General features: G+C 49.0%; 14 protein-coding genes. 8 read left to right on the top strand and 6 right to left on the bottom strand.

What is annotated here, in order from left to right:
* Positions 1-15: 15 nt before the first annotated feature.
* The 4 genes from ACYVC2_RS27705 to ACYVC2_RS27690 all read left to right on the top strand — a co-directional run bounded on the left by ACYVC2_RS27705 (position 16) and on the right by ACYVC2_RS27690 (position 3909).
* Positions 16-648 carry a hypothetical protein gene (locus ACYVC2_RS27705; RefSeq protein ID WP_461108072.1) on the top strand — a complete coding sequence of 211 codons (633 nt, stop codon included), beginning with the start codon at positions 16-18 and terminating at the stop codon, positions 646-648.
* A 160-nt stretch (positions 649-808) separates the two neighbouring features.
* Positions 809-2497, top strand: coding sequence for an OmpA family protein (locus ACYVC2_RS27700; protein WP_461108070.1), 1689 nt, complete (start codon positions 809-811; stop codon positions 2495-2497).
* Between the two features lie 105 nt (positions 2498-2602).
* The gene (locus tag ACYVC2_RS27695; RefSeq protein ID WP_461108069.1) at positions 2603-3475 is read left to right on the top strand and encodes a transglutaminase domain-containing protein; all 873 of its coding nucleotides are present in this window, start codon (positions 2603-2605) and stop codon (positions 3473-3475) included.
* Positions 3472-3909 carry a hypothetical protein gene (locus ACYVC2_RS27690; protein WP_461108067.1) on the top strand — a complete coding sequence of 146 codons (438 nt, stop codon included), beginning with the start codon at positions 3472-3474 and terminating at the stop codon, positions 3907-3909. Before ACYVC2_RS27695 ends, ACYVC2_RS27690 begins: the two co-directional genes overlap by 4 nt.
* A gap of 82 nt (positions 3910-3991) precedes the next feature.
* Here the strand turns inward: ACYVC2_RS27690 and ACYVC2_RS27685 are convergent, their stop codons facing one another.
* Positions 3992-4939: a hypothetical protein gene (locus ACYVC2_RS27685; protein WP_461108065.1), complete on the bottom strand. Its 948-nt coding sequence runs from the start codon at positions 4937-4939 to the stop codon at positions 3992-3994.
* A 510-nt stretch (positions 4940-5449) separates the two neighbouring features.
* Between ACYVC2_RS27685 and ACYVC2_RS27680 the strand changes: the two genes are divergently transcribed.
* Both ACYVC2_RS27680 and ACYVC2_RS27675 read left to right on the top strand, forming a co-directional pair.
* Complete coding sequence (locus ACYVC2_RS27680) at positions 5450-5896, top strand: DinB family protein (RefSeq protein ID WP_461108063.1); 447 nt, start codon at positions 5450-5452, stop codon at positions 5894-5896.
* An 82-nt stretch (positions 5897-5978) separates the two neighbouring features.
* Positions 5979-6431: an NUDIX hydrolase gene (locus ACYVC2_RS27675; RefSeq protein ID WP_461108061.1), complete on the top strand. Its 453-nt coding sequence runs from the start codon at positions 5979-5981 to the stop codon at positions 6429-6431.
* Between the two features lie 10 nt (positions 6432-6441).
* Here the strand turns inward: ACYVC2_RS27675 and ACYVC2_RS27670 are convergent, their stop codons facing one another.
* Entirely contained in the window at positions 6442-7473 is a 1032-nt protein-coding gene (locus ACYVC2_RS27670) for a PorP/SprF family type IX secretion system membrane protein (protein ID WP_461108059.1), read from the bottom strand.
* Between the two features lie 230 nt (positions 7474-7703).
* On the opposite strand from ACYVC2_RS27670, the gene ACYVC2_RS27665 reads away from it, so the two are divergent.
* On the top strand, positions 7704-11363 hold the full coding sequence (locus ACYVC2_RS27665; protein WP_461108057.1) for a PKD domain-containing protein: 3660 nt from the start codon (positions 7704-7706) through the stop codon (positions 11361-11363).
* 99 nt (positions 11364-11462) lie between these two features.
* Entirely contained in the window at positions 11463-12491 is a 1029-nt protein-coding gene (gene ruvB / locus ACYVC2_RS27660) for a Holliday junction branch migration DNA helicase RuvB (protein WP_461108056.1), read from the top strand.
* 66 nt (positions 12492-12557) lie between these two features.
* On the opposite strand, the gene ACYVC2_RS27655 is transcribed toward ruvB, so the two are convergent.
* The 4 genes from ACYVC2_RS27655 to era all read right to left on the bottom strand — a co-directional run bounded on the left by ACYVC2_RS27655 (position 12558) and on the right by era (position 16572).
* Positions 12558-12848: an ArsR/SmtB family transcription factor gene (locus tag ACYVC2_RS27655; RefSeq protein ID WP_461108054.1), complete on the bottom strand. Its 291-nt coding sequence runs from the start codon at positions 12846-12848 to the stop codon at positions 12558-12560.
* Between the two features lie 416 nt (positions 12849-13264).
* Positions 13265-14194, bottom strand: coding sequence for a DMT family transporter (locus ACYVC2_RS27650; protein ID WP_461108052.1), 930 nt, complete (start codon positions 14192-14194; stop codon positions 13265-13267).
* Between the two features lie 58 nt (positions 14195-14252).
* Entirely contained in the window at positions 14253-15560 is a 1308-nt protein-coding gene (der, locus tag ACYVC2_RS27645; protein WP_461108050.1) for a ribosome biogenesis GTPase Der, read from the bottom strand.
* Between the two features lie 91 nt (positions 15561-15651).
* Positions 15652-16572 carry a GTPase Era gene (era, locus tag ACYVC2_RS27640; protein WP_461108048.1) on the bottom strand — a complete coding sequence of 307 codons (921 nt, stop codon included), beginning with the start codon at positions 16570-16572 and terminating at the stop codon, positions 15652-15654.
* Between the last annotated feature and the right edge of the window lie 84 nt (positions 16573-16656).

The raw sequence follows: 16656 nt of genomic DNA, 5'->3' as shown, positions 1-16656 counted from the left end.
TAGGAATAAAACACCATGCATTGTATTCATAAATTCCTGTTTATCATCGCTTTGTTAAGCAGCTCTCTTGCTTTTGGACAACTTACGGAAGATCCGGAGGACCGCCGGGATCAGGGCCGGGAACCCTTACGAACACAAACGGTCGACGGCAAGCCACTTCCACTGGGCCAGCGACTTCGGTTTGGTGGCGGTATCAGCGGGTTCCGCTTTGGTAACCCGTTCAGCATTGGGCTATCGCCAGTAGTGGCTTACCAGGCTACCGAACGAATGCTGATCGGCGTGGGCGGAAACTACGTGTATACGCGCTATAAGCCGGGTTCTTATTACGCCAATCAGGGCATTACCATCAACCAGTATGGTGGACGCGCCTTTCTTATGTATGAGTTTATTCCCAGCATCATCTCCAACCTGTATTTACACGGCGAACTGCAGACAAACTATTATCAGCAGAAAATAGACCAGGTGGCGGGTGCTTATACCGGTACCGTTACAGCACCGCTGGTTGGCTTAACGTATATGCAGCCCATAACCCGCCGGTTTGGCGTCAACCTGACGGCGTTATACAACCTGAACTATAACCAGAACGATCCAATTGCGTCGCAGGTGTATAACGGAAGTCCCTTTGTGCTTCGGTTAGCCTTCTTCTGATCGCTGTTGGAAGCGTGTATACCCCAAATCCAGGCAGTAATATTCAGATTTATCGGTAAGTAGATAAAGCGACGTAGTTCATCTATGTCGCTTTATGCATACAAAAGCTGTATGTCTTCTCGTTTACAAAGTAAGCTTATCCCCACTATCTCGTCGCCTTATGAATGCCCATAGCGCTGTTGCCACCGGCCTGCTCTGTCTGTTTGTGACGCTGTCGACAAGCGGTCAGTCTACAAAAGATTCTTCGGCAGCGGCTCGTCAGATGAATAGCCCAGCGGCACCCGCGCCAGCGCAGGCCGCCCCGTCAGAGCAGAACCAGTCCTTTGAAAACCTTGGGAATCAGATCAATTCGGAATATAATGAAATTAATCCGATGATCTCACCGGATGGTAAAACGCTTTATTTCGCCCGGATCAGCCACCCCAACAATACGCATGGTGCCAAAGGAAGCCAGGATATCTGGTACGCCAGGCTCGATACGACAAGTAAAAAATGGGGACCGGCTCAGCACATGACCTTTCCGCTCAACAAAGACGAGTACAACTGTGCCTACAGCATTACCCCTGACGGAAATACTATGCTCATCAAAGGACAGTATACTAACGGAAACTACGAAACGCGGGGATTCTCACTCAGCAAGCGCACGGCGTCTGGCTGGTCGGTTCCGCAGAAGATAGATATTCCGGGCTATGTCAATATGAGCAAGGGCCAGTTCGACTGCGGGTTTATGTCGGCAGACGGCAAAGTGCTGATTATGGCGTTCAGCGAGAAGAAGAACAGTAAAGAAGATGATATTTACGTGAGTTTCCGGCAAAAAGACGGCTCCTGGACAAAACCCATGGACATTGGTCCGGAGGTGAACACGAAATTTACGGAAACAACGCCTTTTCTGGCCCCTGATGGCGCAACGCTCTATTTCTCAAGTAATCGCGACGGTGGGCTGGGCAGTAATGACATCTACGTTTGTAAGCGGGTCGATAAAACCTGGAAACACTGGTCGAGACCCGTCAATCTGGGCGCTAAAGTCAACACCGACGGGTACGATGCTTATTATTCGGTTTCAGCTTCCGGCGACTATGCTTATCTGACAACTTTCAAGAATACCCTAGGCAAAGGCGATATCGTTCGGATTAAACTAAATGACAACTCGGGGAATCAGCCAGCCAAACTAGGCGGGGGCGATGACGTAGCGACAAAGACCGATATCACTACGCCAGACCCGGTTGCGCTGATCAGCGGGAAAGTGGTGGACCAGAAAACCGGTAAGCCCATCGAAGCCCGGATCGTCTATCAAACCCTGCCCGATGGAGCTGAAGCCGGTGAAGCGACGTCTGACCCGGTCACGGGCGAATATAAAATTGTGCTGCCCTTTGGCCAGAAATACTCCATGCGCGCTATTGCCAAGGATTTTATTTCGGAAGGAGACAACGTCGATCTGACAAGTAAATCGACTGGTTATACTGAAATCAAAGGGAAAGAGCTGAAAATGGTACCGATTGAGACCGGTAATATTGTCCGGCTTAATAACATCTTTTTCGATACCGGAAAATCGGAACTTCGACCGGAATCGGGGCCTGAACTGGATCGGCTCGTAACGACCCTGAACGACGCTCCAACCATGACGATCGAAGTACGCGGGCATACAGATAACACGGGTTCTAATGAACTCAACGCCAAGCTTTCGCAGGACCGGGCCGACGCGGTTCGCGAATACTTCATCAGCAAAGGCATTGAACCGGATCGGGTAGCCAGCAAAGGGTTTGGCGAAACAAAACCCGTCGCTACGAACGATACCGACGAAGGCCGCCAGCGGAACCGGCGGGTGGAGTTTGTTATTCTGAAAAAATAAGCCGGAAGCGTCAACTATCGCCGGGCGTTTGTGTTACTCAAATAAGGCCTATAAACCTTATCGATCAATAGCACAACCACCTTCTGAACAACCGATTAGTTAGATATGCAACTCAACGCAGGCTGCGAACTTACGTTTGACGTAGAAACTCCAACTCCATTAGTACTGATGCTGCGTCCTCGCTCAGGCGCAGGCCAGTGGATCATCCGTGAGGAATATCAAATCACCCCTACGGTTAATGTCACTGAGTTTACGGATATGTACGGCAACCTTTGTCAGCGGGTAGTGGCTCCCGCGGGCCCGTTCTCCATTCATTTTTCGGCTACCGTTCAAACGGCCGATCTAATTGACATAGCGCCGGGCGCACCCTATACCCCCGTCGAGGAACTTCCGGATAGTGTGCTGCACTACACCCTGCCCAGTCGGTACTGCCAGTCGGATCAACTGGGCGATTTAGCTACGCAGATTACCGAAAACGTAAACCCCGGTTATGATCAGGCCGAAGCCATTCGTAAGTGGATACACGAGCATGTCAGATACGAATACGGGACTAGCAATGCCAGTACGTCGGCCGTCGATACGGCCACTAACCGAGTCGGCGTTTGCCGCGATTTTACCCACCTTGGCATTTCCTTATGCCGGGCCTTAAATATTCCGGCCCGGATGGTCGTTGGTTACTTATATCAACTGGACCCGATGGATTTGCACGCCTGGTTTGAAGCCTATGTCGATGGGCGATGGTTTACGTTCGATGCTACTCAGGAGCTTCCGCGTGGTAATCGGATTACGGTGGCTTACGGGCGCGATGCGGCCGATGTCGCCTTTACGACCCAATTCGGGCCGATGAACCTCAATGATATGAAAGTATGGGTCGACATGGCGCAAAACCAGGAAGACGAAAGTGAAAAAAAATCCGACGAGGCTCCAACTCTTTCCTCAACGGTTGGGTCAAATGAACAAACGGGAATGAACCAATGAAAAATCACCTACTTTTCTGGGCACTGGCTGGTGTAATCACAGCTTGCCAGCAGGAGGCTGAAATTCAGCCAGGGACATCGTCGCTGGCCGGAGAAGTAGTCGGTACTTATCGGACAAACGTTTACCTGGACCCGGCCAACGTCGCTATATCGATCAGTCAGATGCCTTATGCCGAATTGAAGGCTGAGACCGACAGCAGCGTCACTATGGTGTATACCAAACTGTACCCAGCCAAAACCAGTCAGCTCATTGAGCACGTATCACTGGTCCGTCGCGCAAATGGTATTCAACTGCGGCTGGCTGACTCGAGCATCGGTATGTTACAGACAGACCGGATTTTCACAAACAACGGTATGGAGAAACAGGGTAAGTTATTACGCATTGGTGGACAGACCGGCTCCTCGAACGGGGTATCGTTTACCGGATTTCGATAGATTCGTTACGTGTTTCAGCAAAAAGCGCGACACCGTTGGGTATCGCGCTTTTTTGTTACCTGTATGTTGTAATATCTTTTGCCTAACGAACGGCAAATTCGCCGGAACCAATGCGGAATCCTTCCGAGTAAAGTTCAACGGTATATTTGCCTGGTTTGTAAGGAATACCACGGCTGTAGAGCAGCTCAACACTCTGACCATTGCTGGTGTAGTTAACTGTCTGTTTGGTGGTGTAAACGGTTTCATTACCATCTACCGTAAACGTGCCCGATCCATTGGCCATATCGGATACAACGGCACCCGTTGGGTCAAGAACCCGTACGTATACATCCTTAGGCTCTTCTTTGGTCAGCGGGTTATCCAGCAGGGTATAAACCAGCTTGATTTTGTCCAGACGTTTCGCTTTGTAGGCGTCATCTTCTTTAACTTTACCTTTCGCATTGACGGCGAACACTTTCACGTTTTGCGCTTTCAAGGCAGCTGCCCGAGTAACTTTCGTCGACAACTCCTGGTTTTGCGTTTGAACCTGAGATACTACCGTCGTAACTGAATCGCGGAACTGCTGTCCTTTTGTTTTCAGCGTGGTGTTCTCTTCGTCCAGCGTTTTGACGTTTGTCGCCAGCGTTACGTTTTCGCGCTGCAGATTGGCGATAAGGGTATCTTTTTCAACCAGAAACGCTTCGTACTCTTTAATTTTTGTTTCGTATTTAGCGATCGATACCCGATTTCCTCTACGCAACGATGCTTTATCCTGTTCCAATTGCGCTTTTACTTTTTGTAACTCGGAGACGTCGCCACCCAATTTCTGTACTTCGGCAATTTTAGCATCCAGCGCTGTCGAAATCGAATCCAGCTTAACGCGGGTCGTTGAGAGTTCTTCAACGCGTTCGGAAATGGTTACTTCCTGATTCTCGGATACTTTCTTTTGGTCAAAATACAGATAACTCGATACTCCCGCCAGACCTGTCATGATGATCAGGGCTGCCAGCAAAGCACCGCTTGTTTTGGATTTTTGCGAATTACCTTCCATAAATAATTGTCAGTTTAACGATTGAACATGCACGTACTCAAAAAAGCCGCTCGCGCGGTTGTGTAGAGGTTGTTACATCTGAGTCAGGTTAAGAATGAACTACCACAATAACTGGTTGTGCATAGCAAGCAATATTCTCGAAACGTCTGTTCAGGTCAATCTATTGTCATCCATAACCGATACAGGTCGAAAAAGGTTTACTCGATACCTACCAGACCCCCAGTAGAGGACCTCTGTTTATCAGCTATTTACGCCGAATAATAATAATGATGTTTTATAGGTTAGTTAAACTATAAAATTAAAAGACTTAGTTCCCGTAAGTTTGATGATTCCGATTTCCCATCTGCGAAAAGAACCAGTATCCTTCTGGTTCCGATCATCTGCTGGCGTTTTCAATACTCACTTTATTAAATAGAAATTTGCCCAGTTCATCACCAGATCTAACCGAATGTATTAGGAGAACTATTATTGGTTTTATAAGTTGCCGACCTAAATGAATGATTCAATCTCATGCTTAGTCAAACCCTGAAAACCTTGCTTCAGCGCGATCTTGGGCGCTTAAGGAAGGAAATCGATTCGTACCGGGATGAAAGGAAAATCTGGTACGTCGAAAAGAATATTCCGAACTCAGCGGGTAATCTGTGTCTTCATCTGATCGGTAATCTAAACACGTACATCGGGGCCGAACTGGGCAAAACAGGCTACGTCCGTCACCGGGAGCTGGAATTTTCGCTTAAAGACGTACCTCGGGCTGAACTGCTGGCGAAAATTGACGAAACGATTGTGATCGTCGGGCAGGCCCTCGATCAGCTAACCGATGAACAACTCAACGCCGAGTACCCTACGCTGGTATTCGATCAGATGACATCGACTGGTTATCTGCTGGTTCACCTGAGTACGCACTTAACCTATCACCTCGGTCAGATCAATTACCATCGAAGACTACTCGACAATTAGCCTAATGGGCCGTTTAACGGTTTTTTTACATACTAAGCAGATTTTATTGGGAAAGCTAACATTGCTTGTATAAGTTGCTTGCATGAAAGTTCGCCCCTCTGCTCTTATCTGGCGTCGACAGGTTGCCCAACCGGAAGTGTTATTGATGCGATATTCATACGGCGGGCAGGATGTATATGCACTACCCGGCGGAAATCCTGACCGCGGAGAAATCCTGACACAGACCGTTGTGCGCGAAATCCAGGAAGAGCTCGGCATCTCGGTCGAGATTGGTGGAATGGTGCTGGCCGGCGAAATGCTGCTCTCCCAACGGAACGACGACGTACTGCACGTGGTATTTGCCGCTCAGCACTTACAGGGTGAGCCAGTCCTCAATCCCACCGAAACTACCGCTCTGGAAGTTGTCTGGCTACCGGCTGACATGCTGGACAAACTGAATATGTATCCGAACATCGGTGTTGCCGTTCAGGCGTGGTTCCGTTCGGCAATTCCCTTAGGGTATATCGGTCGAATCGAGCAGCAGTATTTCGGCTAAAAGCCGACTGTTAGAATTTCGGACAGGGTAACTTTTTGTCGCGCCGACGAACTCCCGCCCGGCGCCCTTCGGGTTTCTCGAAAATATAGGACAACGAGAGTTCATGCGAGCCGCCACTGTTGCCCAGTGTAGAAATGGTAACGTCGTAACTATACCCAATGGAAAACTTCTCCATACGCCAGCCGATCAGTGCAGCGAGAGCGTCGTGGTTATTGATGGTCTGGTTGTATTTCTTGAAGGGAATACCGCGGTAATACGCCCCAATAGTCAGCGGAGAGTAGGTTAGGTAAGCCCCCAAATCCAGCTGATCGTATTTACCCTGATGCTTGTAGAGCACAACCGGCGATATACTAATCTCGCGATCCTGCTCATCGGCTAAGCCCGTAAAACCACCGAGTGGAATCCTCAGCCCCGCCTGAATGCTGGTTTTCATGGGCAGCCGATCGGTTCCGCTGACGAAAAAGCCCTGATCGGGGCGGTTGAGGTGATTCACGGTAGCGCCCAGCCAGAACCAGTCCGAATAAAACAAGCCGCCGGTCGAGAAGTCGAGGTATTTGTTTTTGGGCGAACCGGCAAGTAGCGTGGGATCCTGCGAAACGCTGCCTGTGATGAAGCCCCGGTCTGTAAACTGGTCGCCTGTCGTGAGACCGAAGTAGTTGATGTTGCGGTTTACGTACGAAGCCTGGAGACCCAAGCGCACAAAGGACGATTCGCTCACCTGAAATTGATAGGCATATTGCAACCCTATATCCGTCGATTGAATCCTACCCTGGCCCTGGTTATCGCTTTGGATCAGTAAGCCAACTCCACTGTTGTATTTTTCGATAAAATGATCGACTCCGACCATCGTGGTCACGTAGTTAGTAATCGCTGGCCACTGGTTTCGGTAATTAGCAGTAATACGCGGGGCAAGTGCCGAACCAGCGAAGGCAGGGCTTAAGTAGAGTGGAGCCGCATAAAACTGGGTAAACTGAGGGTCTTGTGCGAACGCTAGTCGGCTCACCACCAGCGTTAAAACCGTCAGTACGTATTTCTTAATCATACGGATAAAATCGAGGCAAAAGCAAGATCAATTTCTTAGTTGCAACGTTGCCGAAGCAAACGAAGTATTTAATAAGTGAACAGCCTATAAAAATAGCTGTATTTTAGGTGCTTTCGAGCCTGCCAGACAATAAAATTTTAACGGGCCACCTTCGTTTATACTAACGTAATGCCCCCGGTGTTGTTATGCCGAGAAACGAATTTGCGACGGAGGCTTTATCAACGTTCTTCATGGTCATTTTTAAAATGCATATTCGGGTAGTTGGACTCTGGGCGCTGCTTTTTTTGCTGGCAGGCTTGACTACAACCTTTGCGCAGACAGGTTCAGGGTTTAAAATCAGCGGTAAAGCCTGCGTTCCGGATCAGGAATGTAAGGCCGACTCCATCACCTTCACCGACAGCTCCGTTACTGGTTCTGTGTCCCGTGCCTGGGATTTCGGCGATGGAACGACCGTCACCGAACAAAACGACTCCATCGCTCGCCACGTGTACCAGACGGCTGGTACGTATACGGTTACGTTAAAACGGACAGTTGCTGGAATAACCAAAACCTTTACCAACAGAATTACCATCAACAACCGGCCGCAACCGTTTTCGAGCTGGCGGACCGATACCACGATCTGTAAAGGCGAAACCATTACGCTCGATCCCTATCCGGGGGGAGCTCAGTCTGGCTATCGATTTCTGTGGTACCCGAAGGGAGACACTACCCAAAGCATACAGGTCGATAGTTCGGGCTGTTACTCTGTCGAAGCCATTAGCCCGAACGGATGCTCCTACCAGGACCGGATCAACGTGGATGTTTGTGGTGAGCAGAAAGAATCGCAGGGGGTAAAATGGTATTTTGGGCAAAATGCAGGCTTGGATTTTAGCGGGGGAGGTACGCCCAAACCCATTACAGATGGTAAGCTGAGCACAATCGAGGGCTCTTCGTCGATCGCGAACACCAAAGGAATTCTGCTGTTTTACACCGACGGTATCTCGATCTTCGACAAAGATGGGAAGATTATGAAATCGCTTGTTCCGGGCGATACCAACAAGGTTCAGATACCCCTTGACGGAAACACTCACTCGACGCAATCGGCACTGATCGTTCCGAAACCAACCTGCCGTGGTTGTGAATACCTGTACTACGTTTATACGACTTCGGAAATCCGTGGCCAGAAAACCCTGACCTACAGCGTCGTCGACATGCGTCAGAATGGTGGCAAAGGCGCCGTTGTCGAGAAGAACCTTCCCTTGACGGGCAACAGCACCGAACAGTCGACGGCGGTTGAAAACAAACGGGATTCGACCTACTGGGTAATCACGCGCATTTACGGAACAAACAAGTTTGAAGTTCGGCATTTAACCCGCGGAGAGAGTGCCGATCCGGTAACGTATACAGGTGGACAGGTCATCGATTCACTGACCAATGCAGAAGGGTATATCAAAATCGGTCCTGCCGATACCACCAGTGGCAATGAGGGCAATCGGCCTATGGCGGTGGTGATACCTGGGCCACCTAAAAACTCTGTCGACCTCTACACATTCAATGACTCGACAGGGGTTCTAACCTTCAACCGATCGCTTGACTTAGGACCTGCTCCCCCTAAAGCGTATGGGGTGGAATTTTCGCCGGATGGGAAGAGTCTGTACGCAACCATGCTGGCCGATACTAACTCCGACGGTAGTCAGAAAGGAGCGTCGTATATTGTCAAATATGATCTAACCCAGAAAGACTCACTGCTAACTCAGTCCCGAACGGTGGTCGACAGTAGTACAACCCGACAATATGGGTCCGTTCAGATCGGGCCCGACGGGCGATTATACGTTGCCGTGAAGGGAAGTAACTCGCTGGCGACCATCGAAAATCCGAATGGGGGATTGCTGGACAGTCTGATTTTCAATCCGTCGGGTCAAACCCTGGGAGGAAAAATCAGCCAGTTGGGTTTGCCGAACCTGGTGGCCAATTTTAATGATCAGTCCAGCGGGCCGGGGGTGACTTATTCAGATACCTGTACCAACGGGCCGACGGTGTTCCAGATCAGTCCGAACTGTCCAAAGCTGAAAGAAGCGTATACGCTGGACTTTGGCGACGGCAGCCGTCCTACATCGACTACGTCGACTCAGCCAATTACCCACCCCTATTCGAAGCCAGGGCAGTATTTTATTAGTTTACGAATCGTGACCCGAACCAGCGCCGGGGGTATTTGTAAAGACACCCTTATTCGTGATACGCTGAATATTCTGGAAACGCCCCCTGACATACGACTCGGAGCTGATACAGCCATATGTAATAAACGAGGAATAACGCTCGATCTGAAAGTACAGGCGAAGCTTTACGTCTGGCTGGTCAATGGGTCGGTTGCCAGTAGGCAAAAGACCATAAAGCTCGATCGGCCAGGTTATTACCGCGTTGTCGGCATAGCCGCCAATGGTGAATGCTTTAAGAGCGATACCATCGAAGTGCAAATTAAACCAGTGCCCTCGCTCGATCTTGGACCTGACACGGTATTCTGTTACCGAAGCTCGGTCAAATTGACCGTGCCGCAGCAAACCTGGTCAGAATTCCAGTGGAGCGACGGGAGTACCGACCGATCGACGACGGTATCTAAAGCCGGTACCTACTTCGTTTCAGCGAAAAATTTTGCCGGTTGCGAAAATTCGGATACCATTAAAGTAAGTGAATTACCAAAGCTGCGTGTGGCGGCTGCGCTGACCGGGCCGACAGCCTGTACCTCGGCCGATGGTACTATAAGCCTGACCCCGACGCCAGTGGGTATCTATCAATACGACTGGACCCGCTCCGATAGAACCGTTTCTCTGAACGGGGGAAGCAAGCTAAGCGGTCTGACCGAAGGCAACTATAAAGTGAGCGTAACCGATACACTTCATACCTGTAAGGCCGACACGGGATTCATTCTGCGGTCGCCCGAAAATCAGTTGAAGTTGTCCTCGCTTGTGAAAGATGCGCTGTGCGGCACGCCTAACAGCGGAACCGTAAGCGTAAGTTTATCAGGTGGAACACCTGTCAGCTATGCCTGGCTGGATCGCGATAATAAATTGATTACTACTACACCTATATTTGACAAAGCAGCCCCTGGCATCTACAATGTACAGGTGATCGATGCCCGTGGCTGTAAAGCGATTCTGGACAGCATCAAAGTGGGGCTGGATAGTACAGGACTGGCGCGTCTGGTGCCCGACACGCTCAAATGTGCGGGCCTGGCTGTAGTGCTGGCTCCGCAGTCGGGCGATGTCCCCGGCAATACGTACCAGTGGAGTACGGGCGCGTCTACGCCAAGCATTTCAGTGATCCAGCCTGGCTCGTATAGCCTGGTAGTTAGAAACCTGAATACAGGTTGTGTAGGGCGGAGCCGAACTCAGGTGGGCGATCGACCGGCCCCGGTATTCTCCCTGACGAATGGAGCTTTCGTTTGCGAAGGAGACCAGGGAACCACACAACTGACGGCGAGTGGGGCCTCAGGCCTAAAATACCTGTGGTTGACCCGAAATGATACGACCCGAACCATAACCGTTCAGCGAGCGGGTGATTACCAGGTTCAGGTGACGAATCCGCAGGGCTGTACGGCTGTTGGTACGTCGAGAGTATTGAACCTGTGTGAGCCACGTGTCAACATACCGGATGCTTTTACACCTAATAACGACGGCGTAAACGATGTGCTCCAGGTCTTCACCGCTTACATCACCGATTACGAATTCAGGATATACAACCGGTGGGGAGAAGTCATTTTTGTCAGTAATAATCCTGAGCAGAAATGGGATGGAACCTACAAAGGTGTTGCCTATCCATCCATGCTTTATCCTTATATTCTGACGTTCAAAAGTGAGTCTTTTCCTGAGCGTTCGCGCGTTGTAAAACGGGGTACAGTTATGGTCGTTCGATAGCGGTTTTCTGCGGTTTTTTTCGTAAATTTGAGGTAAACGATCGAGTCCAACAGGCCTGAAATTCAGGCCTGTTGGCCAGATTCTGCACTAATCAAACTTATGCGAAACGACTTTTTGAAAGGCTCGACTGAGGGCATGAGTGCTACCGATAAAGAAATTGAACGGGCGCTTCGGCCGCTTTCGTTCGAAGACTTTACCGGACAGGCAAAAGTACTCGCTAACCTCGAAGTGTTCGTTCGGGCAGCCATGCAGCGGGGCGATGCGCTCGACCACGTACTGCTCCATGGACCTCCGGGTCTGGGTAAAACGACCCTCTCCCACATCATTGCGAACGAGCTGAACGCGAATATTAAAATGACCTCGGGGCCAGTACTGGACAAACCCAGTGACCTGGCTGGTCTGCTGACCAATCTTCAGCCCAACGATGTGCTGTTCATCGATGAAATTCACCGGCTTAATCCCATTGTAGAAGAATATCTGTATTCGGCCATGGAGGATTATAAAATCGATATCATGCTCGATTCGGGGCCAAACGCCCGGACGGTCCAGATCAAGCTGAATCCATTTACGCTCATTGGTGCGACAACGCGCGCCGGTATGCTGACTTCGCCTTTACGGGCTCGCTTTGGTATCAGTTGCCGACTGGAGTACTACGATGCTAAACTGCTGACCAGTATCGTCCAGCGGTCATCGGCTATCCTGGGAACGCCCATCGATGAAACAGGAGCCTACGAAATTGCCCGTCGGAGCCGGGGTACGCCACGTATCGCGAATAATTTACTCCGCCGAACCCGCGACTTTGCCCAGGTGAAAGGGAATGGGTACATCAATGTCGAAATTGCGGAAATAGCCCTGAGTGCGTTGGATGTCGATCAGAACGGGCTGGACGATATGGACAACCGCATCCTGAGTGCCATTATCGAGAAATTCAAAGGCGGACCTGTTGGCCTTAAAACCATCGCTACGGCCTGTGGTGAAGAAGATGAAACGATTGAGGAAGTGTATGAGCCATTTCTGATTCAGGAAGGTTTTCTGAAGCGGACTTCACGAGGACGTGAGGCTACTGAGAAAGCTTACATCCATCTTGGCGTTATGCCGACCTATCGCAACGGGGAATTATTTAGTTGAATCAGGTAGAACAAGGGGCAAGATTGATAGTTTTTAATGCTATCATCTTGCCCCTTTGTGTACCTATCAGATTAGAGCTTTGCTCTTGTAGATACATTCGATGACATCAGCGACAGCGCCATCGACCAGGAAATAATAAATGTTTTTTCCGCTGCGTCGAATGTCAAGAATTCCTTTGTCGCGCATGTTAATCAGATGGTGCGAAATTAGAGACTGCTCAGCATTTAAATTTTTATAAATAGCCGATACATTTAGCTCTTTATTTTCGTTCAACATTTGAATTATTTTAATTCGGAGCGGGTGTGCTACTGCCTTGAGTATGTAGGCAGCTTTGTCAATCTTCTTTTCGTCATCCATCGTTTTATTAATTATCATAGCAAATAAGTTATTCGTTTTTAACTGTGGACATTAGCAAAGAAACATACACGTATAGTTATAACAAACTGATTTTTAAAGTGAAAACTATGGCGTTGTTTGGTTATTAATTGTCTCTGAACAACTAGTCAACTGCTAATTGCGAATACTGTTTTATTGGCTAAATTTACTGAGTAGGCAAATATTCATATAGGATTAAACCTACAATCCGATGTTAACACGTTGTGAAAGCCAGATGTTTAATTTTTAGTATAATTACTTAATTTTTAATATCAATATTAGGTAAAATTACTCGTCTTGCATGTTTTTGTAAAGCTGATTACTACAAATAACTTAAAAAAATATGTTATTTTTATAATATGTTAACAATAATCTTTGCTGAAAAACAGCGTATAAGCTTATAGTCTAGCCGTGGTCGTGCGATGTTGCCGACCACGCCAGCCAATGAGAAAAACGCCCATCAATACCAGCACCGTTCCCCAGATCTGCTCACTGCTGATTGTTTCATGCAGAATAGCCGTTGACAGTACAATGGTAAATACTGGACCAATACTGGCAATAATCGATGCATTGCCAGATCCGATACGCTTTATTCCGGCAGCAATCATAAACGTGGGTATGACGGTTACAAAAACAGCCATGCCTAACCCGAATACATAAACGGGGGTAGGATAACCTGCCAGATGAAGCCCATTTTGTAAACCGCAATGAAGTAAAGTTGGGACAGTGGCAGCAATCATTGCATAACAGGTATAGCGCTGAGAGCCGACGAGGGCGATCATACGATCGCTCCCCACCAGATAAATCGCATAGACAAACCCGCTCAGGATAACCCAGAAAGCACCTAGAGTTACATTTTTCTGCACGGAGGTTTCAAGATTCCCCCAAAAAGCCAGCAAAATACCGGCGTAGGTCAGGGTTAGTGCTGCGAGCTGAAGCTTGCTGACGGGCCTGCCAAAACCAACCGCGTTCATCAATAAAACAAACGTCGGATACACGAAGAGCAATATGCGCTCCAAACTGGCTGTAATATAAACCAACCCCAGAAAGTTGAAGAAGCTGGCGAAATAATACCCGGTTATTCCAAGGACGAAAAGTGTTAGCCACTGACGTACGTTTAAACGTGCAGGAGGAGCTGTCCGAGTCGAGTATACCAGAACAGCCACATAAAACGGCAAGGCGAATAGCATTCGTAGCGTCAGCAGCGAGATAGAATCGATCGGGTACTGATAAGCCAGCTTAATCAGAATTCCTTTTGTCGCGAAACAAAAAGCCGCCAGAAATACCAGAAAGGCGCCTGTCAGGAAGTTGATGCGTGAAGCATTCATCAGCGATGATGACGCTGGAGCGAATAGCTACGTCGGACCCCTTAAGCGCCAGTGTTAGTTATTTCTGTCTGAAGAACAGCGTGATCGGCACACCTGTAAAATCGAAATGTTCGCGCAGACGGTTCTCTAAAAACCGCTGATAAGACTCCTGAACATATTGCGGTAAATTGCAAAAGAAGACAAACGTAGGTGAAGGAGTGGGTATCTGAAGCATGTACTTAATTTTGATCTGCTTCCCTTTAAGGGCCGGTGGCGGATATTTCTCAATTTCGGGTTGCATGGCCTCGTTTAGTTTCGAAGTGGCCACCTTTTTGGTCTTGTTTTCATAGACCTCCATAGCCTTTTCCATGACCTGAAAAATGCGCTGCTTTTCATGAACCGATGCAAAAATGATGGGCACGTAATCAATGGGCATCATGCGCTGAATCATTTCTTTCCGAAGTGTATCGGCGGTTCGATGGTCCTTCTCAATGGCATCCCACTTGTTGACCATGATGACAACTCCTTTTTTGGCCTTCACCGCTTGCCCAATGATGGTCAGATCCTGGGCTTCGAGGCCGCGGGTAGCATCGAGCAGGATAATGCACACGTCCGAATCTTCCATGGCCTTGATAGACCGCAGCGTCGAGTAGAATTCGATATTGTCACTGATGCGTGCTTTCCGGCGGATACCGGCCGTATCGGTCAGAATGAAATCCTTGCCGTAGGCCTTATAGCGTGTATCAATGGCATCGCGGGTTGTACCGGCAATGTCCGTCACAATACTGCGCTCCTGACCCGTCAGCACATTCAGGAAGGATGATTTACCGACGTTCGGACGACCCAGAATGGCAATTCGGGGAATGCCTGCATTAGGATCTTCTACCCCCGGGATCTGAAAATGTTTGATCACTTCATCCAGCAAATCACCGGTGCCGCTACCGGTCATCGACGAGATAGGGTAGGGGTCTCCTAAACCCAGAGCGTAGAATTCGGCCGCCGACTGCGAGCGCTCGGCAGTTTCGGCCTTATTGGCTACAACATATACGGGTTTTTTGGACCGACGCAGTACCTTGGCGAAATCTTCGTCCAAGCCTGTAATACCGGTTTGGGTATCGACGACAAACAGCAGTACGGTCGATTCCTGAATGGCAATTTCGACCTGTTCACGGATCGACTCTTCAAACACGTCTTCGGACCCGACCACGTACCCACCTGTATCGATAACTGTATAAAATTTATCGTTCCACTGGGCGGTGCCATAATGCCGGTCCCGGGTGACGCCACTTTGGTTATCCATAATCGCCTGCCGCTGTTCCGTCAGACGGTTAAACAGTGTAGACTTACCCACGTTCGGGCGACCAACGATTGCAACAATATTTGCCATGATTTAAAATCGATAATTATCAGTTGACAGCTTATCAGCCAATCGCGCCAATAATTAAAATTACCAGCGACGCAAAACGAAGCTCTGTCGACTACTCGTCGTAGCCCAACCGCTTGAGCATGCGCTCTTTTTGACGCCAGTCGGGTTCTACTTTGACGAATTGTTCTAAAAATACTTTTTTACCGAAGAAGCGTTCCAGCTCTTCGCGAGCCATAATTCCCGTTTTCTTTATCATTTTCCCTCCCTCACCCAGCAGGATAGCCCGCTGGGTTGCGCGCTCGACTAAAATCTCAGCCTGGATAACGATAATGTCTTCTTTCTCCTTGAAGCCAATGATAACGACCTCGCTGCTATACGGGACTTCTTTCTTGTAGTTGAGGAAAATCTTCTCCCGGATAATTTCCGAAGCGAAGAACCGCTCGGGCTTATCAGTTAACTCATCCTTCGGGAAATAAGGGGGATGATTCGGCAGACGGCTGATAATGGCCTCGAACACCTGGTCGACGTTAAACCCATTCAGCGCTGAGATCGGTATAATAGCCTGAGCGTTGAAGTGCTCTTGCCAGTAAGCAATTTTTTCAATAACCTGATCCTGCGTGGCCTGATCGATTTTATTGATCAGTAGCAGAATAGGAACCTCGGATTTTTGTAGCCGATTGACAACGTCATTTTCGTCATGCTGCTCGAATATGTCTGTCACGAACAGTACAACATCCGCATCTTCGATCGAGCCTCGCACAAAGCTCATCATCGACTCATGAAGCTTGTACTGGGGCTTGATGATACCCGGCGTATCGGAGTATACGAGTTGAAATTCCTGATCATTATGGGTACCATTCAGGATGCCCATTATGCGGTGGCGGGTGGTTTGGGCCTTGGCGGTGATAATCGAGAGCCGTTCACCGACGAGTTGATTCATCAGGGTTGATTTGCCCACATTGGGCTTACCGACGATACTGACGAAACCGGCCTTGTGATCAGCCGGAAAATTCTGGATAATTTCCGTATTCATACAGAGGTGATCCCGCTGGTTGATATTCAGCGGCTTTAGCAGACAACTGTCAATCCAGAAAAATCGTTTCCGTGTAGAAATAAA

It is taken from the genome of Spirosoma koreense (assembly GCF_054777875.1).
This window is presented reverse-complemented; position numbering and strand designations above follow the sequence as displayed.